The 20,615-nt window shown below is 62.9% G+C and carries 23 protein-coding genes and 1 pseudogene; 21 read left to right on the forward strand and 3 right to left on the reverse strand.

Translation table 11 applies throughout. The annotated features are described in order from the left end of the window. Positions 1–5: 5 nt before the first annotated feature. From ACZ5ZS_RS07465 to ACZ5ZS_RS07560, 20 genes and pseudogenes are all read left to right on the forward strand, one after another. Complete coding sequence (locus ACZ5ZS_RS07465; RefSeq protein ID WP_188595461.1) at positions 6–830, forward strand: sulfite exporter TauE/SafE family protein; 825 nt, start codon at positions 6–8, stop codon at positions 828–830. 241 nt (positions 831–1,071) lie between these two features. Further along, positions 1,072–1,782 carry a tryptophan synthase subunit alpha gene (trpA, locus tag ACZ5ZS_RS07470; protein WP_188595462.1) on the forward strand — a complete coding sequence of 237 codons (711 nt, stop codon included), beginning with the start codon at positions 1,072–1,074 and terminating at the stop codon, positions 1,780–1,782. Further along, positions 1,779–3,017 (forward strand): TrpB-like pyridoxal phosphate-dependent enzyme, encoded by a 1,239-nt coding sequence (locus ACZ5ZS_RS07475; protein WP_188595463.1) that lies wholly within the window; start codon positions 1,779–1,781, stop codon positions 3,015–3,017. Before trpA ends, ACZ5ZS_RS07475 begins: the two co-directional genes overlap by 4 nt. Further along, positions 3,014–4,018 carry an anthranilate phosphoribosyltransferase gene (gene trpD, locus ACZ5ZS_RS07480; protein WP_188595464.1) on the forward strand — a complete coding sequence of 335 codons (1,005 nt, stop codon included), beginning with the start codon at positions 3,014–3,016 and terminating at the stop codon, positions 4,016–4,018. The genes ACZ5ZS_RS07475 and trpD overlap by 4 nt, the downstream gene beginning before the upstream one ends. Next, the gene (locus ACZ5ZS_RS07485; protein WP_188595465.1) at positions 4,008–4,634 is read left to right on the forward strand and encodes a phosphoribosylanthranilate isomerase; all 627 of its coding nucleotides are present in this window, start codon (positions 4,008–4,010) and stop codon (positions 4,632–4,634) included. Before trpD ends, ACZ5ZS_RS07485 begins: the two co-directional genes overlap by 11 nt. After that, positions 4,631–5,872 carry an anthranilate synthase component I family protein gene (locus ACZ5ZS_RS07490; protein WP_188595466.1) on the forward strand — a complete coding sequence of 414 codons (1,242 nt, stop codon included), beginning with the start codon at positions 4,631–4,633 and terminating at the stop codon, positions 5,870–5,872. The genes ACZ5ZS_RS07485 and ACZ5ZS_RS07490 overlap by 4 nt, the downstream gene beginning before the upstream one ends. Further along, complete coding sequence (locus ACZ5ZS_RS07495) at positions 5,863–6,441, forward strand: anthranilate synthase component II (protein WP_188595467.1); 579 nt, start codon at positions 5,863–5,865, stop codon at positions 6,439–6,441. Before ACZ5ZS_RS07490 ends, ACZ5ZS_RS07495 begins: the two co-directional genes overlap by 10 nt. Before the next feature lie 3 nt (positions 6,442–6,444). Then, on the forward strand, positions 6,445–7,191 hold the full coding sequence (locus tag ACZ5ZS_RS07500) for an indole-3-glycerol-phosphate synthase (protein ID WP_188595468.1): 747 nt from the start codon (positions 6,445–6,447) through the stop codon (positions 7,189–7,191). Between the two features lie 121 nt (positions 7,192–7,312). Beyond that, a pseudogene (locus ACZ5ZS_RS07505) lies at positions 7,313–7,909 on the forward strand (1-deoxy-D-xylulose-5-phosphate synthase N-terminal domain-containing protein); the annotation flags it as partial. A gap of 99 nt (positions 7,910–8,008) precedes the next feature. After that, the gene (locus ACZ5ZS_RS07510) at positions 8,009–8,923 is read left to right on the forward strand and encodes a transketolase family protein (RefSeq protein ID WP_342766255.1); all 915 of its coding nucleotides are present in this window, start codon (positions 8,009–8,011) and stop codon (positions 8,921–8,923) included. Positions 8,924–8,928: 5 nt separating this feature from the next. Next, the gene (locus ACZ5ZS_RS07515; protein ID WP_188595470.1) at positions 8,929–9,912 is read left to right on the forward strand and encodes a chorismate mutase; all 984 of its coding nucleotides are present in this window, start codon (positions 8,929–8,931) and stop codon (positions 9,910–9,912) included. Positions 9,913–9,941: 29 nt separating this feature from the next. Next, on the forward strand, positions 9,942–10,883 hold the full coding sequence (aroF, locus tag ACZ5ZS_RS07520) for a 3-deoxy-7-phosphoheptulonate synthase (RefSeq protein WP_188595471.1): 942 nt from the start codon (positions 9,942–9,944) through the stop codon (positions 10,881–10,883). Positions 10,884–10,921: 38 nt separating this feature from the next. After that, a complete protein-coding gene (aroB, locus tag ACZ5ZS_RS07525) occupies positions 10,922–11,917 on the forward strand; it encodes a 3-dehydroquinate synthase (RefSeq protein ID WP_188595472.1) in 996 nt (331 codons plus the stop codon). Further along, positions 11,899–12,723: a shikimate dehydrogenase gene (gene aroE, locus ACZ5ZS_RS07530; RefSeq protein WP_188595473.1), complete on the forward strand. Its 825-nt coding sequence runs from the start codon at positions 11,899–11,901 to the stop codon at positions 12,721–12,723. Before aroB ends, aroE begins: the two co-directional genes overlap by 19 nt. Beyond that, a complete protein-coding gene (gene aroC, locus ACZ5ZS_RS07535; protein WP_188595474.1) occupies positions 12,710–13,867 on the forward strand; it encodes a chorismate synthase in 1,158 nt (385 codons plus the stop codon). The genes aroE and aroC overlap by 14 nt, the downstream gene beginning before the upstream one ends. Next, positions 13,860–14,660 carry a shikimate kinase gene (locus ACZ5ZS_RS07540; RefSeq protein WP_188595475.1) on the forward strand — a complete coding sequence of 267 codons (801 nt, stop codon included), beginning with the start codon at positions 13,860–13,862 and terminating at the stop codon, positions 14,658–14,660. The genes aroC and ACZ5ZS_RS07540 overlap by 8 nt, the downstream gene beginning before the upstream one ends. Next, positions 14,661–15,902 carry a 3-phosphoshikimate 1-carboxyvinyltransferase gene (aroA, locus tag ACZ5ZS_RS07545; protein ID WP_188595476.1) on the forward strand — a complete coding sequence of 414 codons (1,242 nt, stop codon included), beginning with the start codon at positions 14,661–14,663 and terminating at the stop codon, positions 15,900–15,902. It abuts the gene before it with no gap. Next, on the forward strand, positions 15,887–16,528 hold the full coding sequence (locus ACZ5ZS_RS07550) for a type I 3-dehydroquinate dehydratase (protein WP_188595477.1): 642 nt from the start codon (positions 15,887–15,889) through the stop codon (positions 16,526–16,528). Before aroA ends, ACZ5ZS_RS07550 begins: the two co-directional genes overlap by 16 nt. 31 nt (positions 16,529–16,559) lie before the next feature. Further along, complete coding sequence (locus ACZ5ZS_RS07555) at positions 16,560–17,249, forward strand: class I SAM-dependent methyltransferase (protein WP_229657640.1); 690 nt, start codon at positions 16,560–16,562, stop codon at positions 17,247–17,249. Positions 17,250–17,320: 71 nt separating this feature from the next. Continuing rightward, positions 17,321–17,554 carry a hypothetical protein gene (locus ACZ5ZS_RS07560; protein WP_188595479.1) on the forward strand — a complete coding sequence of 78 codons (234 nt, stop codon included), beginning with the start codon at positions 17,321–17,323 and terminating at the stop codon, positions 17,552–17,554. A gap of 32 nt (positions 17,555–17,586) precedes the next feature. On the opposite strand, the gene ACZ5ZS_RS07565 is transcribed toward ACZ5ZS_RS07560, so the two are convergent. Together ACZ5ZS_RS07565 and ACZ5ZS_RS07570 are read right to left on the reverse strand one after the other, a co-directional pair. Further along, entirely contained in the window at positions 17,587–18,783 is a 1,197-nt protein-coding gene (locus ACZ5ZS_RS07565; protein ID WP_188595480.1) for an MFS transporter, read from the reverse strand. Positions 18,784–18,805: 22 nt separating this feature from the next. Beyond that, a complete protein-coding gene (locus ACZ5ZS_RS07570) occupies positions 18,806–19,642 on the reverse strand; it encodes an ARMT1-like domain-containing protein (RefSeq protein ID WP_188595481.1) in 837 nt (278 codons plus the stop codon). 116 nt (positions 19,643–19,758) lie between these two features. Between ACZ5ZS_RS07570 and ACZ5ZS_RS07575 the strand changes: the two genes are divergently transcribed. Beyond that, positions 19,759–20,226 carry a bifunctional nuclease family protein gene (locus tag ACZ5ZS_RS07575; RefSeq protein ID WP_229657594.1) on the forward strand — a complete coding sequence of 156 codons (468 nt, stop codon included), beginning with the start codon at positions 19,759–19,761 and terminating at the stop codon, positions 20,224–20,226. On the opposite strand, the gene ACZ5ZS_RS07580 is transcribed toward ACZ5ZS_RS07575, so the two are convergent. Further along, positions 20,227–20,613: a hypothetical protein gene (locus ACZ5ZS_RS07580; RefSeq protein WP_188595482.1), complete on the reverse strand. Its 387-nt coding sequence runs from the start codon at positions 20,611–20,613 to the stop codon at positions 20,227–20,229. It lies immediately after the preceding gene. Positions 20,614–20,615: the final 2 nt, after the last annotated feature.

Consider the following 20,615-nt stretch of genomic DNA (forward strand, 5'->3'; position numbering starts at 1 on the left):
TTAAAATGATAACGCTTATCCAATACATCTTGGCGGTGGTGTCGGGAGTACTGGTCGGCTTCTCGCTGGGGTTGATAGGGGGTGGGGGATCCATACTGGCCGTCCCCTTATTCCTCTACTTCGTCGGACTCGACTCGCTGCCCGACGCGGCTCACGTGGCCATAGGCTCCACGGCGCTCGCGGTGGGCCTCAACGCCTACATCAACTCATACATGCATCTAAAGAAGCACAACGTATCGGCTAGGGTTGGCTCGGTGTTCGCGGGCGTTGGATTGATAGGGTCGCTGCTGGGGGCCTACTTGGGGCATATAACGCCTGGGACGAGTTTGTTGATATATTTCTCGATAGCCATGATAGTGCTGGGGGTGTACATGGCGGTCAGGAGGGAGTCCACGAAGCCGGGCACGAGCGATGAGGTTCCCAGGCTAATGGAGTCCCTCAAGAAGTGCCCCAAGCTAACTCCATCGACGATCGCCAAGGTGGGCGGCGCGGGGTTCGTCGTTGGATTGATCAGCGGTTACTTCGGCATTGGAGGCGGTTTCCTAATAGTGCCGTCATTGATGTTCTCCGCCGGCCTATGCATAACGAGGGCGATAGGGACTAGCCTCCTCAGCGTGGGCACGTTCGGCGTGGCCAGCGGGGCGGAGTACGCAGCGTACGGCGACGTCTTGATACTGGTATCCCTGCTATACGTGGTGGGCGGTGCCCTGGGCGGGTACGCGGGCACGAGCTTGGCGGTCAAGGCGCCTAGGAACATACTTAGGGTGGCCTACGGAGCTATAATAGTCCTTGTGGGAATATACATGCTGTTCAAGCTGGGAGTACTTTAAACGAGGCTGAGTTTTCCAGAATAACTCCCTTTTTCATTTTTCATTCTTTGCTCAATTCAGCGGTACGGCTAATCATTACAGGAGGTTGGGCTTCGCCCACGATGCCGAGAGGCGGCGAGGGTTTTATAACTATATATTATATTATGTTGGCCGCGCCCGCTGATTTGAATCCGCGATCTTCTGCATAAAGCTTAAAACTGAGCCGTGGCTGGGAGGGTATGATGGTGACGACGAAACTCCAATGGAGATAAGTAGGCCCTCGTTGGGCCTATATATAACCGCCACGTACCCCGACTCAACGACGTTCAAGAACGTCCTCAATAGGACGCGGGGCATCGTGGACTTCTACGAGATCGGAATACCCACCAATAACCCAAAATATGACGGCCCGATAATAAGAATGACTCACTTCAAGTCGCAGTTGAAGGGGCTTGAGGCCGTTAAGGTCGCCAACTACGAGAAATCCATCTTGATGGGATACATAGATGATTACGTGAACTCCCTGGACGCGGTTGCCGAGATAGCCGCCCAGGTCGGCGCATCTGCAATACTGTTCCCGGACCTATTGTTCGATCACTTCGATAGGCTGGATGATTATGTAAAGGCTATGCGCAGCCATGGATTGGACACGGCCTTCTTCGTTTCCAGCAAGACCCCCCACAAGATAATTGAGAGGGTGGCGTCCCTGGAGCCCCTCTTCATATATCTGGGGCTGTATGCGTCCACGGGGACGAAGCTGCCCGTCTACATAGAGAGGAACGTGTCGATAGTGAGGAAGTTGGTGGGTGACACATACCTGGTCACGGGCTTCGCGGTGAGGGATGCCGGCATGGTTAGGGCGCTGATAGAGGCGGGAGCCAACGGAGTTGTGGTGGGAACAGCATTCATAGAGAGAATGGGAAATCTGGACGACGCGATGGAGTTCCTGAGGGGGTTGAGGGAGGGACTATGATAACCAGTTGGTACAACATATCGGCGGACCTTCCGCGGCCATTGCCGCCCCCCATGGATCCCTACGAGGGCGACTCTAGGATAGCGCTGCTGACCAGGATACTGCCCAGCGACTTGATAGACCAGGAATTCACGGCGGAGAGATACGTCCCCATACCGGAGAAGGTGCAGGAACTATACGAGAGGATAGGAAGGCCCACGCCGCTCCGCAGGGCGCGCGGGCTGGAGAGGGCTATTGGGACTAAGGCTAAGATATACTATAAGTTCGAGGGCGCCTTGCCGGGCGGCAGCCATAAATTGAACACGGCCGTGGCCCAGGTATACTACGCGTCGATGGACGGGGCTAGGGAGGTTGTCACGGAGACAGGGGCGGGTCAGTGGGGCTTGGCCGTCGCCATAGCCTCTGCCCTGATCGGAATAAACGCCAAGGTGTTCATGACCAAGAACTCGTACATGAACAAGAAGCAGAGGGTGCTCTTCATGAGGGTGTTCGGGGCCGACGTGAGCCCAAGCCCGAGCGATTTGACTGAGTTCGGCAAGAAGACCCTGGCCAAGGACCCGAACCACCCCGGCAGCCTCGGGGTGGCCATATCGGAGGCCATAGAGTACGCTGTCGGCGGCGAGGGCAGGAAGTACATACCCGGCAGCGTGTTGGAGTTCGTGTTGCTGCATCAGACGGTGATAGGGCAGGAAGCCATGCAGCAGATGCCGGAGGAGCCCGACTTAGTAGTGGGATGCGTGGGCGGGGGAAGCAACTTCAGCGGGCTTTCTTTTCCATTCATAGGGGCCAAGCTGATGGGCAAGGGGTTTGAGAGAACCAGGTTCCTGGCCGTGGAGTCGAACGCCGCCCCCAAGCTGACCCGCGGCTCGTACATGTATGATTACCCAGACACCGCCGGCACTCTTCCCATGATACGCATGTACACGTTGGGGCACGACTACGTCCCGCCGCCCATACACGCCGCCGGGCTTAGGTACCACGGCGCGGCCCCCAGCCTCTCGCTGCTGGTCAAGGATGGATACGTGGAGACCAGGTCCTACGGCCAGGGGGAGGTAATGGAGGCGGCTCGCCTATTCGCCAAGTCCGAGGCCATACTGCCGGCGCCGGAGTCAGCTCACGCCATACGGGCAGTCATAGACGAGGCCAAGCGCATGAACGGCGGCACCATATTGTTCAATTTATCGGGCCACGGACTGTTGGACGCCGATGCGTATGAGAGGGTGTTGATGCCATGAAGCTGCTCGAGAAGATAGCGGACGGCCGCCCGCTCAACCAGGACGAGGCATTCGAGGCGGCAATGGAGATGCTGGTCAACCCAGGGGAGGCGGAGACGGCCGCCCTGCTCATGGGCATGAGGGTGAGGGGGGAGAAGTCGGAGGAGATAGCGGGGTTCTCGAAGGCCTTGAGGCACATGTGCGTCAAGGTGCCCCTCGACGTGGACGCCATAGACACTGCGGGCACGGGCGGGGATGGCATGGGCACCGTCAACGTATCCACAGCCTCCGCCCTACTGGCCGCCTACATGGGGGTTAAGGTGTTGAAGCACGGCAACAGAAGCGTCTCATCCTCCTCGGGCAGCGCGGACTTCCTTGAGGGGCTTGGATTCAAGATAAGCCTATCGCCGGGGGCCGTGGCGGACATGGTGAACAAGATCAACTTCGGGTTCGCCTTCGCCCAGCTCTTTCATCCAGCCATGAAGGCGGTCGCGCCCATACGGAAGAAGCTGGGGGTCAGGACGATATTCAACTTGGTGGGTCCCCTCTCCAATCCCGGAATGGTGAGGCGGCAAGTGATGGGCGTGGCGTCCCCCGGCCTGCTGGATGAGATAGCAGGCGCCGCAGTGCTGCTCGGATACGATCGCCTCCTACTGGTCCACGGCGAGCCGGGCATGGATGAGGCGTCCGTGGTGGGCAGGACGACCATAGTGGAGGTGAGGGGAGGCAGCGTGGAGAGGTACGAGATAAGCCCAAGCGACGCTGGCCTGCCGACGAGGAGGCTGGAGGAGCTGCTCGCCGCCGGCCCGAGCGATAGCGTTAGGAAGGTCATGGATGGATTAACCAATAGGAACGAGGCTGTGAGGGACTTCATAGCCTTGAACACCGCCCTAGCCCTAATCGTGGGCGGTCGGGCGCGGGACGTGAGGGACGGCGTGGAGCAGGCAATTCAGGCAATAGAGGGAGGCGGGGTGGTCGACTTCATAGCGAGGGCGGCGGAGGCGAGCAGGAATGCTGCTTAAGATATGCGGGGTCACTAGGAGGGAGGACGCCGAGTACCTTGACGGCAAGGCGGATTACGTGGGCTTCATACCGGATCCCTCCGCCGGGGCGAGGAGCGTGGATCCAGCCACCGCCCGAGCAATAGCCGCCTCGCTCTCGAGATCCAAGCCCGTGGCCGTGTTCGCTGGGATGGATCTCCTAGCCGCCGCTCGCATGGCAAGCGAGCTGGGAGCCGTGCTTCAACACCCCGCCCTGGCCGGCGAGGAGGCCATTAATCGCGTGGCCGCCGCGGTTCCCGGGGTGAAGTTGGCGCCCGTGGTTTACGTATCCAGCGATGCAGCGGTCAGGGCGGCTAGGCTGTTGAAGCTCTTCGGGAGTCTCCTGGAGTACGTCCTGATAGACGCGCCGAAGCGCGGCTTCTCCACGTACGAGCTGGGCCTCAAGTTCCCCCTCTCCTTGGTGGATGAGTTGAGGGGCTTGAGGGCTGGGGTGGCGGGCGGCATAGGGCCTGGCAACGTGGGTGCCGTGGCGTCGCGCGGCCCGTTCCTGATCGACATTAGCTCTGGAGTCGAGTCCAGCCCCGGCGTGAAGGATCCAGGCAAGATAGATGAGGTGTTGAGGGTGGTGAAGGGATGAAGGTGCCCCTCAACGAGCTCCCGCCCCCCAGGGAGTTGGCGGACAAGCTCGTGGATGCTGGGGAGGATCCCGTGATGCTGTTGGAGGGAAGCGGGGAGAAGTCCAGGTTCTCCGTGGTGGCTTGGGGGATGGATGATAGATTGGAGGCGACGGATTCCCTATACGATGACTTGAAGCGAATGGTTAGGAGGTTGGGGGGGTTGGAGGATGGGAGGATCGCCATAGGCTACCTATCCTACGAGGCCGTGCTTTTAATGGAGGACTACGCGCGGAGCTTCATGAAGCCCCTCCCCGGGTGGCCCCTCGGCGAGTTCGTGGTGCCCAGCAACGTGGTGGTGTACGACAACGCGCTGAGGAGGGCCTACGTAAACGCGAAGCTGGAGGACCTGGGCCACGGGGATCACTCGCTGAGGCTGGGCGAGATGGTTAGGGGAACCAGGAGGGAGGATTATGAGAGGTGGGTCGGCGAGGCGATAGAGGACATAAGGAGCGGCGAGGCGTTCCAGATAGTGCTGTCCAGGTTCGAGGAGTACGGCTTCAGCGGCAACCTATTCCCCCTCTACAGCGCGCTCGCGGACCTTAACCCCTCCCCATACATGTTCTACTTGAGGATGGGGCCCCGCGTCCTACTGGGCTCCAGCCCCGAGATGCTGATAGAGGTGGACGGCGGCAGGGCAGTTACCAAGCCCATAGCGGGCACCAGGCCCAGGGGCTTGGATCCAAGGGAGGACTTGAGGCTGGAGGAGGACTTGTTGAGCAGCGAGAAGGAGCTGGCGGAGCACACAATGCTGGTCGACCTGGCCCGCAATGACTTGGGTAGGGTGTGCAGGTTCGGCACGGTGAGGGTTAGGGAGATGTACTCGGTGGAGAAGTACGAGAGCGTTCAGCACATAGTGTCGACGGTGGAGGGCGTGCTGGAGAGGGGGAGCGACGTCGTTGATGCCTTGTTCGCCACCTTCCCCGCCGGCACCGTCAGCGGCGCGCCTAAGCCGCGCGCCATGGAGTTGATAGCCAAGTACGAGGGAGAGCCCCGCGGGCCGTATGCCGGGGCGGTGGGCTTCCTCCATGGGAATGGGGGTGAGTTCGCAATAACCATAAGGAGCCTCTTCGCCTCGGGCGGCGTCGCGCGGCTGCAGGCGGGCGCGGGGGTGGTGTTCGATTCAGTGCCTCGCCTGGAGTATGAGGAGACGGAGCACAAGTTGGGAAGCTTGAGGAGGGTGATGAAGTCGTGGACCTAACAATAATAATAGATAATTACGACTCGTTCGTATACAACGTGGCTCAGTACGTGGGGGAGCTGGGAAGCCGCCCCGTGGTGGTTAGGAACGACGAGGTATCCGTCAAGGCGCTGGAGAGGATGAGGCCGGATAGATTGATAATATCCCCAGGCCCCGGCTCCCCCCTCAACGAGAGGGACGTGGGCGTGTCGCGGGAGGCCGTGCTCCGCTTCGGCGGCCGCATACCTGTGCTCGGCATCTGCCTCGGCCATCAATTGATTGGGGTGGTGTTTGGGGCCAGGATTAGGCGCGCGAGGACGGTTAGGCACGGCAAGGCCAGCCTGATCAGGAGAATGGACTCGCCGCTCTACTTGGGGCTGCCCGGGGAGTTCAAGGCCATGAGGTACCACAGCTTGGCGATAGATGACGTGCCCGAGGATTTGGTGGTGGACGCCGTTTCCATGGATGATAACGAGGTGATGGGCATTCACCACGTTGAGCACCCAATATTCGGCGTGCAGTTCCACCCGGAGAGCGTGGGGACTCGGGTGGGGATGAGGATTTTATCCAATTTCTTGAACGGGGTGTAGGGCATGGGGTTCCTGGAAGACATAGTGAGGTTGACGAGGATGAGGGTCGAGGCGGAGTCCTCCAAGGCCTGCGCGGGGGACTTGAGGGGGGAGATAATTAGGGCCAACTCCGATGGGAGGCTCGGCGTCATAGCGGAGTACAAGAGGATGAGCCCCACTGGCGCGGTGAATCTCGGCGTGGATCCATGGAGTTACTTCAACTCCCTCCGGGACAGGGTGGTTGGGTTCAGCGTGTTGACGGAGCCCATCTTCTTCGCGGGGAATTACCTGTTCGTCAAGATCGCCGCCGCCACAGGCCGCCCCGTCCTGTTCAAGGACTTCGTGGTGGACAGGAGACAGGTGGACGCCGCGGGGGAGCTGGGGGCGTCGGCCGTCTTGATAATATACAAGGCCCTGGGCCCTGCGGAGCGGGGCGACTTGGTGGATTACGCCGGGAAGAAGGGCCTCCAAGTGCTGCTCGAGGTCGATAATGCGGCCGATGCCTTGGCGGCGGTGGACGAGTTCCCCAATGCATTGCTTGGCATCAACTCCAGGAACTTGGATGACTTATCCGTGTCGCTGGACGGCGTCGTCGATGCCATCAGGCAAGTGAGGGGGCGGGCAGACTTGATAATCGCGGAGAGCGGAGTGTCGGGCAGGGGGGACGCCGAGAGGCTTGCCTCGGCCGGCGCCAACGCGGTGCTGGTGGGGACGGCGTTGATGAGGAATCCATCCCTGGCGGGGGAGTTGGGGGTGAGGATTCATGGGTGATGCGGCTCGGGGCAATGCTTATAAATATGATATAGAGAAGGGTCGAGATGCAACTGGAATATCTATAATATCGGGGGACATCAAAAAGATCTCCCAAGAATCCCGCGAGCTGTTGATGGAGATGAGCCGGCACGACTCCATCCACCTCGGCTCCTCCCTCAGCAGCGTCGAAATAATAGCGGCCCTCTACTACATCGGGAAGGTGGTCAACGGGGGGGATTGGGTCATCCTCTCCAAGGGCCACGCCGCGCCCGCCCTATACGCCGTGCTGGCGGAGCTGGGAATGATCGAGCGGGGCGAGCTTCCCACCATACAGGACATACACAGCAGGCTCCAGGGCCACCCCGAGGTCATCCTGCCGGGGGTGGACGCCAGCACGGGCAGCCTGGGCCAGGGCCTGGGCTTCGCCGTGGGGCTGGCAACCGCCCTGAAGCTGAGAGGCAGGGAGGGCAACGTCTTCGTCGTGCTCGGCGATGGGGAGCTGGACGAGGGGCAGGTGTGGGAGGCGTTCATGGACGCCGTCAACAGGGGCTTGGATAACTTGTTAATGGTGGTGGACGCCAACGGCTTCCAGCTGGACGGGGCAGTGAGGCCAGTGAAGGAGCGCGTCTTCAAGGCGATGGAGGCCCTCGGAATGGAGGTATCGTACGTCGACGGCCACGACGTGGATCAATTGGTGAGCGAGGTGATCAGGTTGATCAATGTGAGGGGGAGGCCCAAGGCATTGATAGCCCGCACGATCCACGGCCGCGGAGCGCCATCAATAGAGAACACCCACCTGCAGAGGCTGGACCCGCCTCCCCGCCCGCTCTCCTCCATGAGGGACTCCCTGGGCGAGGCGTTGGCGGCCGCCGTGGACGAGATGGAGGACCTGGTGGTGCTGACCGCCGACGTGGGGGGACCCACCAGGGCGTCGATGGCGAGGAGGAGCGGCAGGTACATAGACGTCGGCATATCCGAGCAGGAGCTGGTGAGCGCGGCCGCCGGGCTGGCCGCCGCGGGGCTGAGGCCCGTGGCCGTGGCGTTCGCCATGTTTTTGATGAGGGCTTGGGAGCAGGCCAGGAATACCGTGGCCAGGATGAACCTGAACGTGAAGCTGGTGGGCACCCACGCTGGCTTCTCCGACATATCCGACGGCTCCTCACACCAATCGCTGGAGGACATTGCATTGATGAGGGTCCTCCCCAACTTCTCCGTGGTGGTTCCAGCCGACGCGGCCGAGGTGAAGCGCAGCCTGCCCGAGGCGTTGAGGCACGAGGGGCCGCTGTACTACAGGGTGGGGCGGGATTACTCCCCCTCCATAACCGATGACTTGGAGTACGAGTTCAAGCTGGGCCGCGGCGTGGTGCTTCAGGACGGCAGCGACGTTGCCGTGATAGGCGCGGGCCCCGTGTTGTGGGACGCGGTCATGGCTGCGAAGGAGCTTGGAAAGAGGGGGGTCTCCGTCTCCGTGATAGACATGGCCAGCGTGAAGCCCATGGATGAGGACTTGGTGCTGAAGTACGCCAAGAGGACCGGGGCCATAATAACGGTTGAGGAGCACATGGTGGCCGGCGGGCTGGGATCAAGCGTGTCCGAGCTGCTCTCCGCCAAGTACTCCGTTCCGGTGAGGATGATAGGAGCCCGCTCCTTCGGTCGATCCGCGAGGGCGGTGAGGGACCTGCTGATGCACTCCGGGATCAATTACAGGACTATAATGAGCGAGGCCATGGAGTTGCTGAGGGCGAGGTGATGCAAGTGCTTGACGAGTTGAGGACCGAGATAGATAGGCTCGACGAGCAGCTGCTCCTGCTGCTCTCCAAGCGGATGGAGGTGGCCAGGAGAATAGGGGAGGCAAAGGCCCGGGGGGAGGCCCCTCTCCGCGACGAGGCTAGGGAGGCGGTTGTGAGGGGCAAGTGGCTGGAGTCAGCCGCCCGCCTCGGCGTTCCAGCCTCCTTGGCGGAGGGATTGCTGTCCCTGGTGTTGAGGGAATCCATTAGGTCACAGCTGAGGCCGCCGAGGGAGTCCATAGCGGTCGTGGGGAGCGGCAGGATGGCCGCCGCCCTCCTCTCAGTGCTGGGCAGCAGCGCAGTGTCGACTGACTTCTTCGGGGAGCCCGGGCTGAAGCCGTGCGACGCGTTCTCTTCCAGCGAGTACATAATAATAGCGACTCGCCCCTCAGTGCTGGGCAGCGCGGCGTTCCGCGAGTCCCTTCGCTGCGCCTCCGGCAAGGTGGTCAGCGACGTGTTCTCCGCTAAGGGCAGCGCCTTCAAGGAGTTGGAGTCCCTCTCCCAATCCGTGGGCTTCAATTACGTGAGCCTCCACCCCCTCTTCTCGGGCGCGGTCGACCCGTGGGAGGAGGTGATGGTGGTGGTGCCCTCCGCCACCAGCGGCGACGCGTTGGGCAGGGTGGTGAGGCTGTGGGAGGGATTGGGGTTCAGGGTGGTCACGAGCGACGCCGATTACCACGATAGGGCCATGGCCGTGGCCCAAGTCATTCACCACCTATACCTGGCGGCGCTAATGCGTGCGCTGGAGAGGGCGTCCAGGGAGTTGGGCGTTGATTACACCCGCTTCGTGACCCACAGCCTTAAATCAACCCTGGCCGTAGCGGAGAGAATCATGCGTCAACCGGAGGTGGTGAGGGAGATACAGTCCACAAATCGCTACGCGGCGATCGCGAGGAGGTTGGGGGTGGAGGCGATGAAGGAGGCGGCCGAGGAGCTGGGTGGTGCGTCTTGATAATAATTCCCAGGAATCCCGAGCCCTTAATGAGTCGGCTGGAGGAGCTGGGGGTTCAGCACAAGAGGTTGAGGCTCTACGGCGTTGACTTGGTGGTGGCCTGGCCCGACGTGGATCCATCGTCGCTGGGGCTGGGGAGCGGGGACGTGGTTATCCCCGGCGGCCACTACCAGTTGAGCAGCTCCAAGTGGCGCAGGTCCAGCGTGGTGAGGGTGGGGGGAGTGGAGGTGGGGGGCGGCGATCTTGTCGTGGCGGCGGGGCCGTGCGCCGTGGAGGGGGAGGATCAGTTGAGGGCGGCGGCTGCCGCCGTTAAGGCTGCCGGCGCGAAGCTGTTGAGGGGCGGCGCATTCAAGCCGAGGACCAGTCCCTACTCCTTCCAGGGACTGGGGGAGAGGGGGCTGGAGCTGCTTAGGAAGGTGGGAGGCGAGCTTGGGCTCCCCGTCGTGAGCGAGGTGACGGATCCGAGGCAGGTGGAGGCGGCTTACAAGTACGTGGACGCGTTTCAGGTGGGGGCCAGGAACGCCCAGAACTTCGAGTTGTTGAGGGCGTTGGGGGAGACGGATAAGCCCGTCATACTGAAGAGGGGCTTCGGGGAGACGGTGGAGGAGTGGCTGTCCGCGGCTGACTACGTGCTGCTGGGGGGGAACGAGAACGTCATACTTTGCGAGAGGGGGATACGCACCTTCGACCACACGCTTCGCTTCACGCTTGACGTGGGTGCCGTGGCGGCCGTCAAGAGGCTCTCCCACCTGCCCGTCTGCGTCGATCCAAGCCACCCCGCGGGGCGGCGGGAGTACGTGGAGCCGCTCGCGTTGGCGGGGGTGGCCGCCGGCGCGGACATGCTGCTGGTGGAGGTGCACCCGGACCCGGGCCGCGCCCTGTCGGACTCGGAGCAGCAATTGACTCCATCCATGTTCCTCGACTTCATGCGGAAGGTGACCGCGGTATTCAGGGCATCGAGATCGACCTGAGGGGGCGGTGCGGCTCCTCCAGGATAGTGATAGGGCGCTTGGAGAGGAGCGTTGATGCCGTGGTCGACGCGGCGGGGAGGCTGGGCGTTGGGGATAGGCGGTTCCCCTTCATGGCGAGGAGCCTCTCCGGGGTTTTCCGCGGCTCGGCCACGCTCGTCGATGACGGGGAGAACGCCAAGAAGCTGGAGACGGCGCTCTTCATAGTGGAGGAACTGTTGAGGCTGGGCGCGGATAGGTGGGATGCCTTGATAGCCATAGGCGGCGGCTCCCTCCTCGACACGGCCGGCTTCGCCGCCTCCATATACAAGAGGGGCGTGGATTACGTGAACGTGCCCACCACGCTGCTCGCCATGGTTGATGCATCGATAGGGGGGAAGACGGGCGTGGATCACGGGCGGGTCAAGAACGTGATAGGCTCCTTCCACCAGCCCCGCCTCGTGTTGATCGATCCATCGCTGGCCGAGGCTCTGGATGCCAGGAACTACGCGTCGGGGCTCGCCGAGGTGGTTAAGTACGGCATCACGCTGGACGCGGGCCTGTTCAGCTTCCTGGAGTCCTCCGCCCCCCTCCTCCTCTCCCGGTCCCGCGAGGCGTTGTGGCGCGTGGTGGCTAGGTCCGCGGAGCTGAAGGCGAGGGTGGTGGAGGAGGACGAGAGGGAGGAGGCGGGTAGGCGCGTCGTGCTTAACTTCGGGCACACTGTGGGGCACGCGGTGGAGGGGGCGTCCAACTTCTCGTTGACTCACGGGGAGGCGGTCGCCGTGGGCATGAAGTGCGAGCTGGAGATGGGGGTGAAGCTGGGCGTAACGGACCCAGCCGCGCTGGAGAGATACCTGGCCCTGTGCCGATCGCTGGGGCTTTGCGGTGAGCCGCGGGTGAATCCCTCAGCGGCGGCGGAGCTGGTGTTCGCCGACAAGAAGAGGAGGGGCGGGTTCATATCCATCCCACTCGTCAAGTCCGTGGGGTCATGGGAGCTCGCCGAGCTGGGCGTGGATGAGGTGAGGAGGGAGGTGATTAGGTGCTTGTCCACGCGTTGATGGGGAACCCCGTGTCCTCGAGCTTGTCCCCGGCCATTCATAACTTCATATACTCAAGGCTGGGGCTGGAGGCGTTCTACGTCCCCCTGCAGGTCAGCCCCAAGAGGTTGATGCACGCCGTGGAGGTGGCCAGGGAGGCCCTGAATGGGTTTAACGTGACCATACCGTACAAGGCCGCCGTAATTGATTACCTGGACTCGGTGGATGAGGAGGCCAAGCTAATAGGGGCCGTCAACGCCGTGGCGGTGAGGAACGGGGAGGCGGTGGGGCACAACACTGACGCGCCAGCCATAGCCGAGCTAATCGATGAGCGCGGCATCAAGTGCGGCTCCGCGTTGATAATCGGCGCGGGCGGCGCCGCGCGGGCGGCCCTCTTCGCGTTGAGGGGCAGGTGCTCCTCCGTCGTGGTGGCGGATAGGAGCAGGGAGAGGGGGGAGGCGATGGAGGCGCTCGCTCGGTCCCTGGGCATTGCCGTCGAGGCGATTGGGTTCGCTGAGAGGGGGTCCGCGGCGGCCCGCGTGGATCTAGTCATAAACGCGACCCCGCTCGGCATGTACGTGGACGAGGATCCCCTGGACCCCAGCGCCCTGGCCGTGGGGGGCCCCGCGGTGATTGACTTGGCGTACGCCAGGGAGGGGACTAGGCTGAGCAGGGCGGCGAGGGCCGCGGGCCTACCCGTCGTGGATGGACTGGACGTGTTGATAAGGCAGGCCATAAAGTCAGAGGAGCTGTGGCTGGGGCGGGGATTGGTCGGCGTGGCGGACGAGGACATTAGGAGGGCGGTGGTGGGCGGTGGGGGGAGGTAACTCCATCGGTAAAGCGCTTAGGGTCACGACCTTCGGCGAGTCGCACGGGAAGGCAGTGGGCGCCGTGGTGGATGGGGTGCCGGCGGGCCTACCGCTCTCGGAGGACGACGTGAGGTTCGAGCTGCAGTTCAGGAGGCCTGGGGGGAGGTTCGTGTCATCCAGGCGGGAACCCGATGAGCCGGAGATACTGAGCGGCGTGTTCTCCGGGAGGACCACTGGGTCCCCCGTGGCTATTCTTGTCAGGAACGTGGATGTTCAATCAGCTCCCTACGAGGAGTTCAGGTACAAGCCCCGCCCGGGCCACGCGGATTTGAGCTACGTATTGAAGTACGGCCTGGATAATTGGGACTACAGGGGCGGGGGGAGGGCGAGCGCGCGGGAGACCGTGGCGCGGGTCGCGGCGGGGGCCATCGCTAAGAAGCTCATGCTGGCCCGTGGAACCATGGTGGCGGGGTACCTCGCGTCCCTCGGCCCCGTGGACTCCCGCAGGCCGAGTTGGGAGGAGGCTGCGTGCGCCAAGTACTCCCCCCTCAAGGCGCCGGACCCAGCCACGGAGGCGAGGTACGCCGAGCTAATCAAGGAGGCGCTCCAGGAGGGGGATAGTTGGGGGGGAGTCGCGGAGGTCATAGTGATGAACCCGCCCCCCGGCCTCGGGGAGCCCGTGTTCGATAAGTTGAAGGCCGACCTCGCGAAGGCATTGATGAGCATCCCGGCGGCCATGGGGTTCGAGGTGGGGCAGGGATTCGCCGCGGCCAGGGTTAGGGGCAGCGAGCATAAGGATAACATAGTGATGAGGGGAGGAAGGCCGGGGCTGGAGACCAATAGGGCCGGGGGAATGCTTGGGGGGATAAGCGTTGGGGAGCCCATAGTGGTTAGGGTCGCGTTCAAGCCGACGAGCTCCATACGAAAACCATCCAGGACCGTGGACTTGAGGACGGGGGAGCCCGCGGAGATCAGCGTGTTGGGCAGGCACGACCCCGCCGTCGCGGTGAGGGGGGTGGCCGTGGCGGAGTCGATGGTGGCCTTGGTGGTGGCGGACCACATGCTTAGGAGCGGCGCGGTCAGCCCCGTGAGGCTGGAGCCGGGGGAGGCGGGGGCCATAGAGGAGGGGTGGTCCAGGTACAGGGCGATGTGCAGTGGCTAGGGCATACGGGGGGGTCAGCATCGTTAACGCGGTGCCGGCGGGGGTGGGCTCCGTCATGGCGGTCGACCTGGCGGTCGACGTGAGGGCGTGGGAGTGCCCCAGGAGCGAGGCGAGGAGCATGGATGATGAGTACGTGCTCGCGCTCGCCGAGGAGGCCAGGAAAGCGCTGGGGCTCGGCCCCCTCTGCGTGGAGGTGAGGAGCTCAATACCGCCCGGCAGCGGGTTGAAGAGCAACAGCGCCGTGGCGACCGCGTTGATGCTGGAGGCGTCTCGCCTCGCCGGCAATCGCTGGGGGAGGCTGGAGGCCGCGGTGGCGGCGGCGCGGGCGACGCTGGCGCTGGGTCGATCCATAACGGGCGCCTTGGACGACGCGACCGCCGCGGCCCTGGGGGGCATTACCTTCACGGATAACCTAAGCATGAGGTTGGTGAGGCGGGACGAGGCGCCCAGCGTGGCCGTGGTCATATACGTGCCGAGGATCCCAAAGAGGGTCGACGTGAATCGGCTCAGGCTGTTGAGGGCCTACCACGAGTCATTGTTCGAGCTGGCCATGCGTGGGATGTACTGGACGGCCATGTTGATGAATGGCTTGGCGATAGACGCCGCGCTGGGCTACGGCCTGGCTCCCATTGCTTGGGCGGCCCTCTCCATGGGCGCGGTGGCCGCCGGCATAACGGGGAACGGGCCTGCCCTGGCCGCGGTGTTCAGGGACTCCCCGAGGGAGTACTTGAACTGGCTGGGCGAGTTCGATGGATCGGCGATGCTGGTGAGGCCAGTTAACGAGGTGGGTTGAGTGAGGGTCTCCGTTCACCCGTCCCGCGCCTCGGGCTCCGTGGAGGCCCCGCCGTCAAAGAGTTGGGCGATTCGGTTCGCCTTGATTGCCTCCATGGCGGCGGGCGAGTCAGTGATAGGCAATTACCCGGAGTCGGGGGACGCGTTGGCAGCGCTGCGGTTGGTGGGGGCCATGGCGTTCGCGGAGCGGAGAGGCGGCTCCGCCGTGGTGAGGGGCCCGTTGAGGCATGGCGGCGGCGCCGTGGTGGACCTGGGGGGCAGCGGCTCGACGCTCAGGATGGGCCTCGCCCTCGCATCGATCCGCGGCGGCCTCGTCTTGGATGGGGACCCCACGCTGAGGGCGCGCCCCCTGAAGGAGTTGATCGATGCATTGAGGTCCCTGGGCGCGGAGATAGAGGGCGACTCCCTGCCCGTGAGGGTGAGGGGTGGGTTGAGGGGAGGCAGGGTGAGGATTAGGGGGGACATATCCAGCCAATTCATCTCCTCCCTCATGATTGCCGGCGCGGCCTCCGAGGAGGGCGTCGAGGTGGAGGTGGCCGGCCCCCTCGTCTCCCGCCCCTACATACACATGACGGCGGACGCCTTGACGGCCTTCGGGTGCAGGCCCACCGTGGAGGGCGACTTCATAGAGTCCCCACCATGTAATCCACGCCCCTCCCGCCTCGACGTGCCGGGGGACTACGCCTTGGCTGCCTTCTACGGCGGCGCGGCGGCAGCGTCGGGCGGCTCCGTGACCGTGACCCGCCTCCCGCCCCCACCGCCTTGGCGCGGCGACTCGGTGGTGGTGGAGCACATGGGCTCCATGGGGGTGAGCAGCAGGATCACTGGGGCTGGGTGGGTGGTCGAGGGGAGGCCCAGCGGCTTCGTTGAGCTTAGGCTGGACGACGCCCCGGACCTGGCCCCCGTCCTGGCCGGGGTGGCCGCGGTTGGGGGAGGGGCTAGGTTGACGGGGCTGGGCCACTTGGCCTTCAAGGAGAGCAATAGGTTGGTGACCGTGGCCGAGGCCCTCCGCGCGTTCGGCGCCGTGGTCTCGAGCGGCGCGGATTACCTGGAGGTGAGGCCGGCCCCGCCTCGCAGGGGCTTCGTGGCGTGCGGCGGGGATCACAGGATAGCCATGCTGGGCGGGATGCTGGGGGCAGCGTGGGGGGCCGACGTGGATGGGGCGGAGTGCGTCGCCAAGAGCAACCCGAGCTATTGGAGGGACTTGGCTTCCCTGGGTGTTGGGGTGTGGATGCACCGTTAATAGTCTGCCCAGTGCCGGTGAGGAGCCCCTCCCACCCCGTGGAGGCGGTGGATGGGTGCGACTTAATGGAGTTGAGGCTGGATTACTTGAGGAGCGGGCATTTGGAGGCCATAATGGAGAGCAGGGGGCTCCCCGCCGTGGTCACCATAAGGGACCCCCGCGAGGGCGGCGTCCACCCCCTGGCTGAGGAGGAGAAGGCGGCGTTGCTGGAGAGGGCCCTGGGGCTGGGCTTCATGGTTGACGCGGAGATGGAGTTCCTCTCCAGGCACCCCCTGGGGCCCGGGGGAGTCATAGCGTCCAGGCACGTGCTGGGTCGCCGCGCCTCCTGGCGCGTCCTGGGCGGGGATTACGCTCGAGCCTCGTCGCTCGGCTACCCCATATATAAGGCGGCGGCTGGGGAGGGCGACGTGCCCCTCCTCTCCCGCCTCCTCCTAATGGCCGGCGGGGGCCGGGTAGGTGGGACTCGCGTGGCTGCAATGGTGCTGGGAAGCAAGGCGGCCCGCGCGGCCCTGGCCATGCTTGGCTCCGCGTTGCTGTACTGCAGCGTTGGGGAGCCCACGGCCGCTGGGCAATTATCGCTGGGGGAGTGCTTGGGGCTCGTCGAATTCATGCGGGGCTTGAGGTAAAATATAAAGGATCGGTGGGCGGGGCTTCGTGATGGGCATTGGCTATAGGTGGCGCCGTCTCTACCCCATTTACGGGAAGATAGCCGGCGTCTATGATAGGACGAGCAGGGTGGTGACGCTGTTCTTAATAGATGGTTGGCGCAGGTCGATGGCCAGGGAGGTGGCCAGGATGGTGCCCCCCGGGTCCAGGGTGCTCGACGCGGGGGCGGGGCCCGGCACCATGAGCGTTCTCCTCCTCTCCATGAGGAGGGACGTTGACTTGCTCTTGATCGATCAATCCATCGACATGATAAGGATGGCCCCCCGCGACTTGGATAGGGTCGTGGCTTCGTTCGAGGAGCCCCCGCTGAGGGACTCATCGGTGGACGCGGTCATCATGGGCTTCTCCCTCCACGCCTCCCACGACCTGGCCACGGCCGTGAATGCATTGTGGAGGGTGTTGAGGCCGGGAGGAGTTCTGGGCAGCATAAACATAGGCCACCCCGACGGCGCTGTGATGGGTTGGCTGGGCCACTTGTACACCCTGTACGTGATCCCCTTCCTCGCCTTCCTGGTGGCGGGGAGGCGCAATGCGTCGTACTTCAGGGAGATAAACACCATATACGACTCGATGCCCCCCAACTCAAAGTTGAGGGAGTTGATGGAGTCCAGGTTCAGGACGGTTAGGTGGACGTCGAGGGGGCTCGGCACGGTGTTCGAGTACGTGGGGATCAAGGCGTGACCCGCCTCCCGTGATGGCTCCTCGCTTAACCGGTGGGAAAGGATTTTACCCCGCGCCTTCCTGGGGATTCAATGGATGATGCGGTGTCGAGGTACGTCCGGGAATTGATGGATCCATACTCCCCGTACTACTCGAATGGATTGTTGAATAGCGAGGGCATGACGCTGCTCAAGGTAATAGCGAGGAGCGTGTTGGCGCTGAATCCATCCTTGAAGGCCAGGTTCGCCAAGGCTAGGCGGTTGAGGGATTACGAGCACGTGTCCTCCCTAATGGCTGACGTGGCCGAGACGCTGGGGTCGGGTTGACTGTTCCCGGCGCGGGGAGGGGGGGAAGGGGGTCACATGAAGAGGGGAACTCTCCTCCTCTTGGGGGGCCTCGGCACGGCCACCCACATTACCCCGGAGGCGAGGCCCAGCGCCGCCATCATCTCCAGCCCGCTCACCAGGCCAACGTACGTTGAGAGGAGGCCAGCCAGGGCCGGCCCTATCACGTTGCCGCCCGTGATCCCCACGTTCCACACGATGCTGTTCGCGCTGCCGACCTGGTTCTGGGGGAATAGGTCGCCCACTATGGATAGGATCACGGGGAAGTTGCTGAGGGCGAAGAACTCGAAGAGGAAGGCCAGGCCCAGGTTCTTGGTGTAGACCAGGCCAATGAATGAGAGGGAGGCCCCCACCGACGTGATCGCGGCCATTAGCCTCCTCCCCGCCCTATCGCTGAGCCAGCCCAGGAGGGGTTGGCCTATTATGGCGGAGGACAGCACCACGGCCATCGTGGCGCCAATGCTGCCCAGCCCCACGTTGAGGTACTGGTTGAGGTATATGGATATGAAGCCGTTGGTTCCCTGCACGAACGCGTTCCTCATCATGGTTATCGCCGTGAGGATCGCCACGAGCGCCAACAGCTTCCCGCCCATGGGCTCCCCCCTCCTTCCCTGCCCTCCCCCTCCCTCCCCCCTCCTTCCCCCGCTGGCGGCGAACGCGGCCGCGCCCACCGCGAGGGAGACGGCGGCGAATACCCAGATGTTGCTGGGGCGTATCGCCGCGCCGGCGAATATCGCCAGCGAGGCCAGGTATGGGTACGCCGCCCTCCCCACGCTTCCAAACGCTCCGTTTATGCCTAGAGCGGCCCCCGCGTTGCCTCCGTAGGCCTCGGATAGCACGGCCGCGCCGGTGGGGTGGTAGAAGGTGCTGGAGATGCCCATCAACACCACGGATAGGTAGATGGTGGGGAGGAAGTAGGGGCCCGCAGCGAAGGAGGCGGCGAGCGTTGCGAGGCCTGTGGTCCACAGCATCATGCCCAGCGCCATGCTCCTCATCGCGCCGCCGAGCGCTCTTATCGTTATGGGGACCAGCGGGCTCGCCAGCGCCCCCAGCAGCCCCATTAGGGAGTACATTACGCCGAGCTGTATGGGGGAGACTTGGTAGGGGGGCTTGCTTATTATTGGGAATATGAGGTAGGGAAGTATGGCCATGTTGCCGTCGTTTATGAAGTGGCCCAGCGACGTGAGCGCCAGCTTCCTGGCATTATTCATGGCCGGGCCCAGTCTTCTTGTTTTAAAAACTTAACTCGTTAATTTTTCGGGAGGAGATTATGATGGGCCTGCCCATGGGTACCCCCAACAGCCTCACGAAGGGCTTGCACTTCACCCTGAGCAGGAAGAGAGCGTTCCCCAGCTTCATGCCGGACTCCATGTACGCCTCAAGATTGCCCACCCCCTTGGAGATCACCAGCTCGCTGCCCACCAAGGCCTCCCTGACCCCATCGCTGAGGAAAGCCGGCAGCCTCCCCCCCGTCTCCAGCACCTCCACTCCAGGCACCTTCCCCCTAACGTAGCTCGCCACGACGTCGGTCTCGTAGGGCAGGCTCCTGCTGATCACAGTGACCCTGGACGACTTGGACAGCGCCCTTATGAGCGCTGCGTCCACGGCGAACTCCCCCGCGTTATCCGTCACGTAGGCTATGCTGCGGGCCCTCGGCACGGCCTCCAAGTCCCGCGGCTCCACGCCTAGGAGCAGCGGCTCCTCCCCCAGCCTCTCAATCATCCCCCTAACGTCGAAGGCGTAGTCCTTCATGGGGGCGTCCACCGAGTTCGCCGCAGCGGCCATCTTGATGAGCTGGGGCAGGGATGGGTTCGCCTCAGCGATGGCCCTCTCCATTGCCTCCTCCACCTCCGCCTTCAACTTGCTGTACGGATCCCCAGAGCCAAGCAGCTTGGTCTCCTCCTCGAAAGTGGCGGCGAAGAGCCTGGACCTGCCCATGCCGTAGTTCTCCTGAACCGCCCTTATAATTGCGGTTATGTGGGCCGGCTCATTGTCGCCGAACTTCCTAAGCTCCATCAACCTAGAGGAGAGCGCGCATAGGGCGCACTCGTGGCGATCCAAGTACCACACGCCGCGCCCTTCCCCGGTTGAATTATAAAGATTATTGGCGCACTGACCCCGGGCTACCGTGCCCCTCGACGCTGCTTCGAGGAAAGAGATTAATACGGGGGAGGCCCGGCTTGCGCGTGGATAGCAAGGACGTGAAGTACGTTAAGGCGGAGCTGGATGACTTGCTTGCCAGCAATGAGGACGCCATAATGCTCATAGGAAGCGATGAGTGGGGAAGCAACGTGCTGCCCATCTGGATAGGGATAATGGAGGCGTTCAGCATAAAGAAGGCGCTGGGCCAGGCCCAGTTCCCCAGGCCGTTGACGCAGGACTTGGTGGTGGAGGTGATAGAGGCGTTGAGCGGCTCGGTGGAGAGGATAACCATAGACGCGCTGCTTGGGCACACCTACACGGCCACGATCTACCTGAGGGACAGGAACGGCAAGGTGCACTACATAGACGCGAGGCCAAGCGACGCGGTGGCGATAGCGGTGAGGGCCGACGCCCCAATATACGTCGCCTCCCACCTGTACCAATACACCAAGCCCAAGGACGCCATAATCGCCGAGATGGATGCATCCAACATCGACCTGGACATGGAGTGATCAAAACAGCGAGTTCGCGGCGTCGTACAACTCCTTGAATTTGCTTGAGGGAGGAATCACCTCCTTTTCGATTTTAATATTGAATTCCTTAGCTATTTGATTCTCGTAACTAGATAAGTTCTGGGTATAAGGATCAGGATCATCCTCAAAAAATATAACGGCTTCCTTAACCTTGACTTTGACGATTTGCATTGAGGATGATATTTGCTTGAGCGATTTGGATATATTTTTCTGATTAGCCTTGCCCCTCTTTATCTCCACCAAGTATTTGTTGTTGCTTTTATCAATGCATAACGCGTCGACTGATTTATCCATTTTTATTATTTCATCTAATTTTATGCAGCAGTAATGATCGTTGGTGCAGCATAGCCTAGACATGCATGACATGG

The organism is Thermocladium modestius (genome assembly GCF_055398215.1).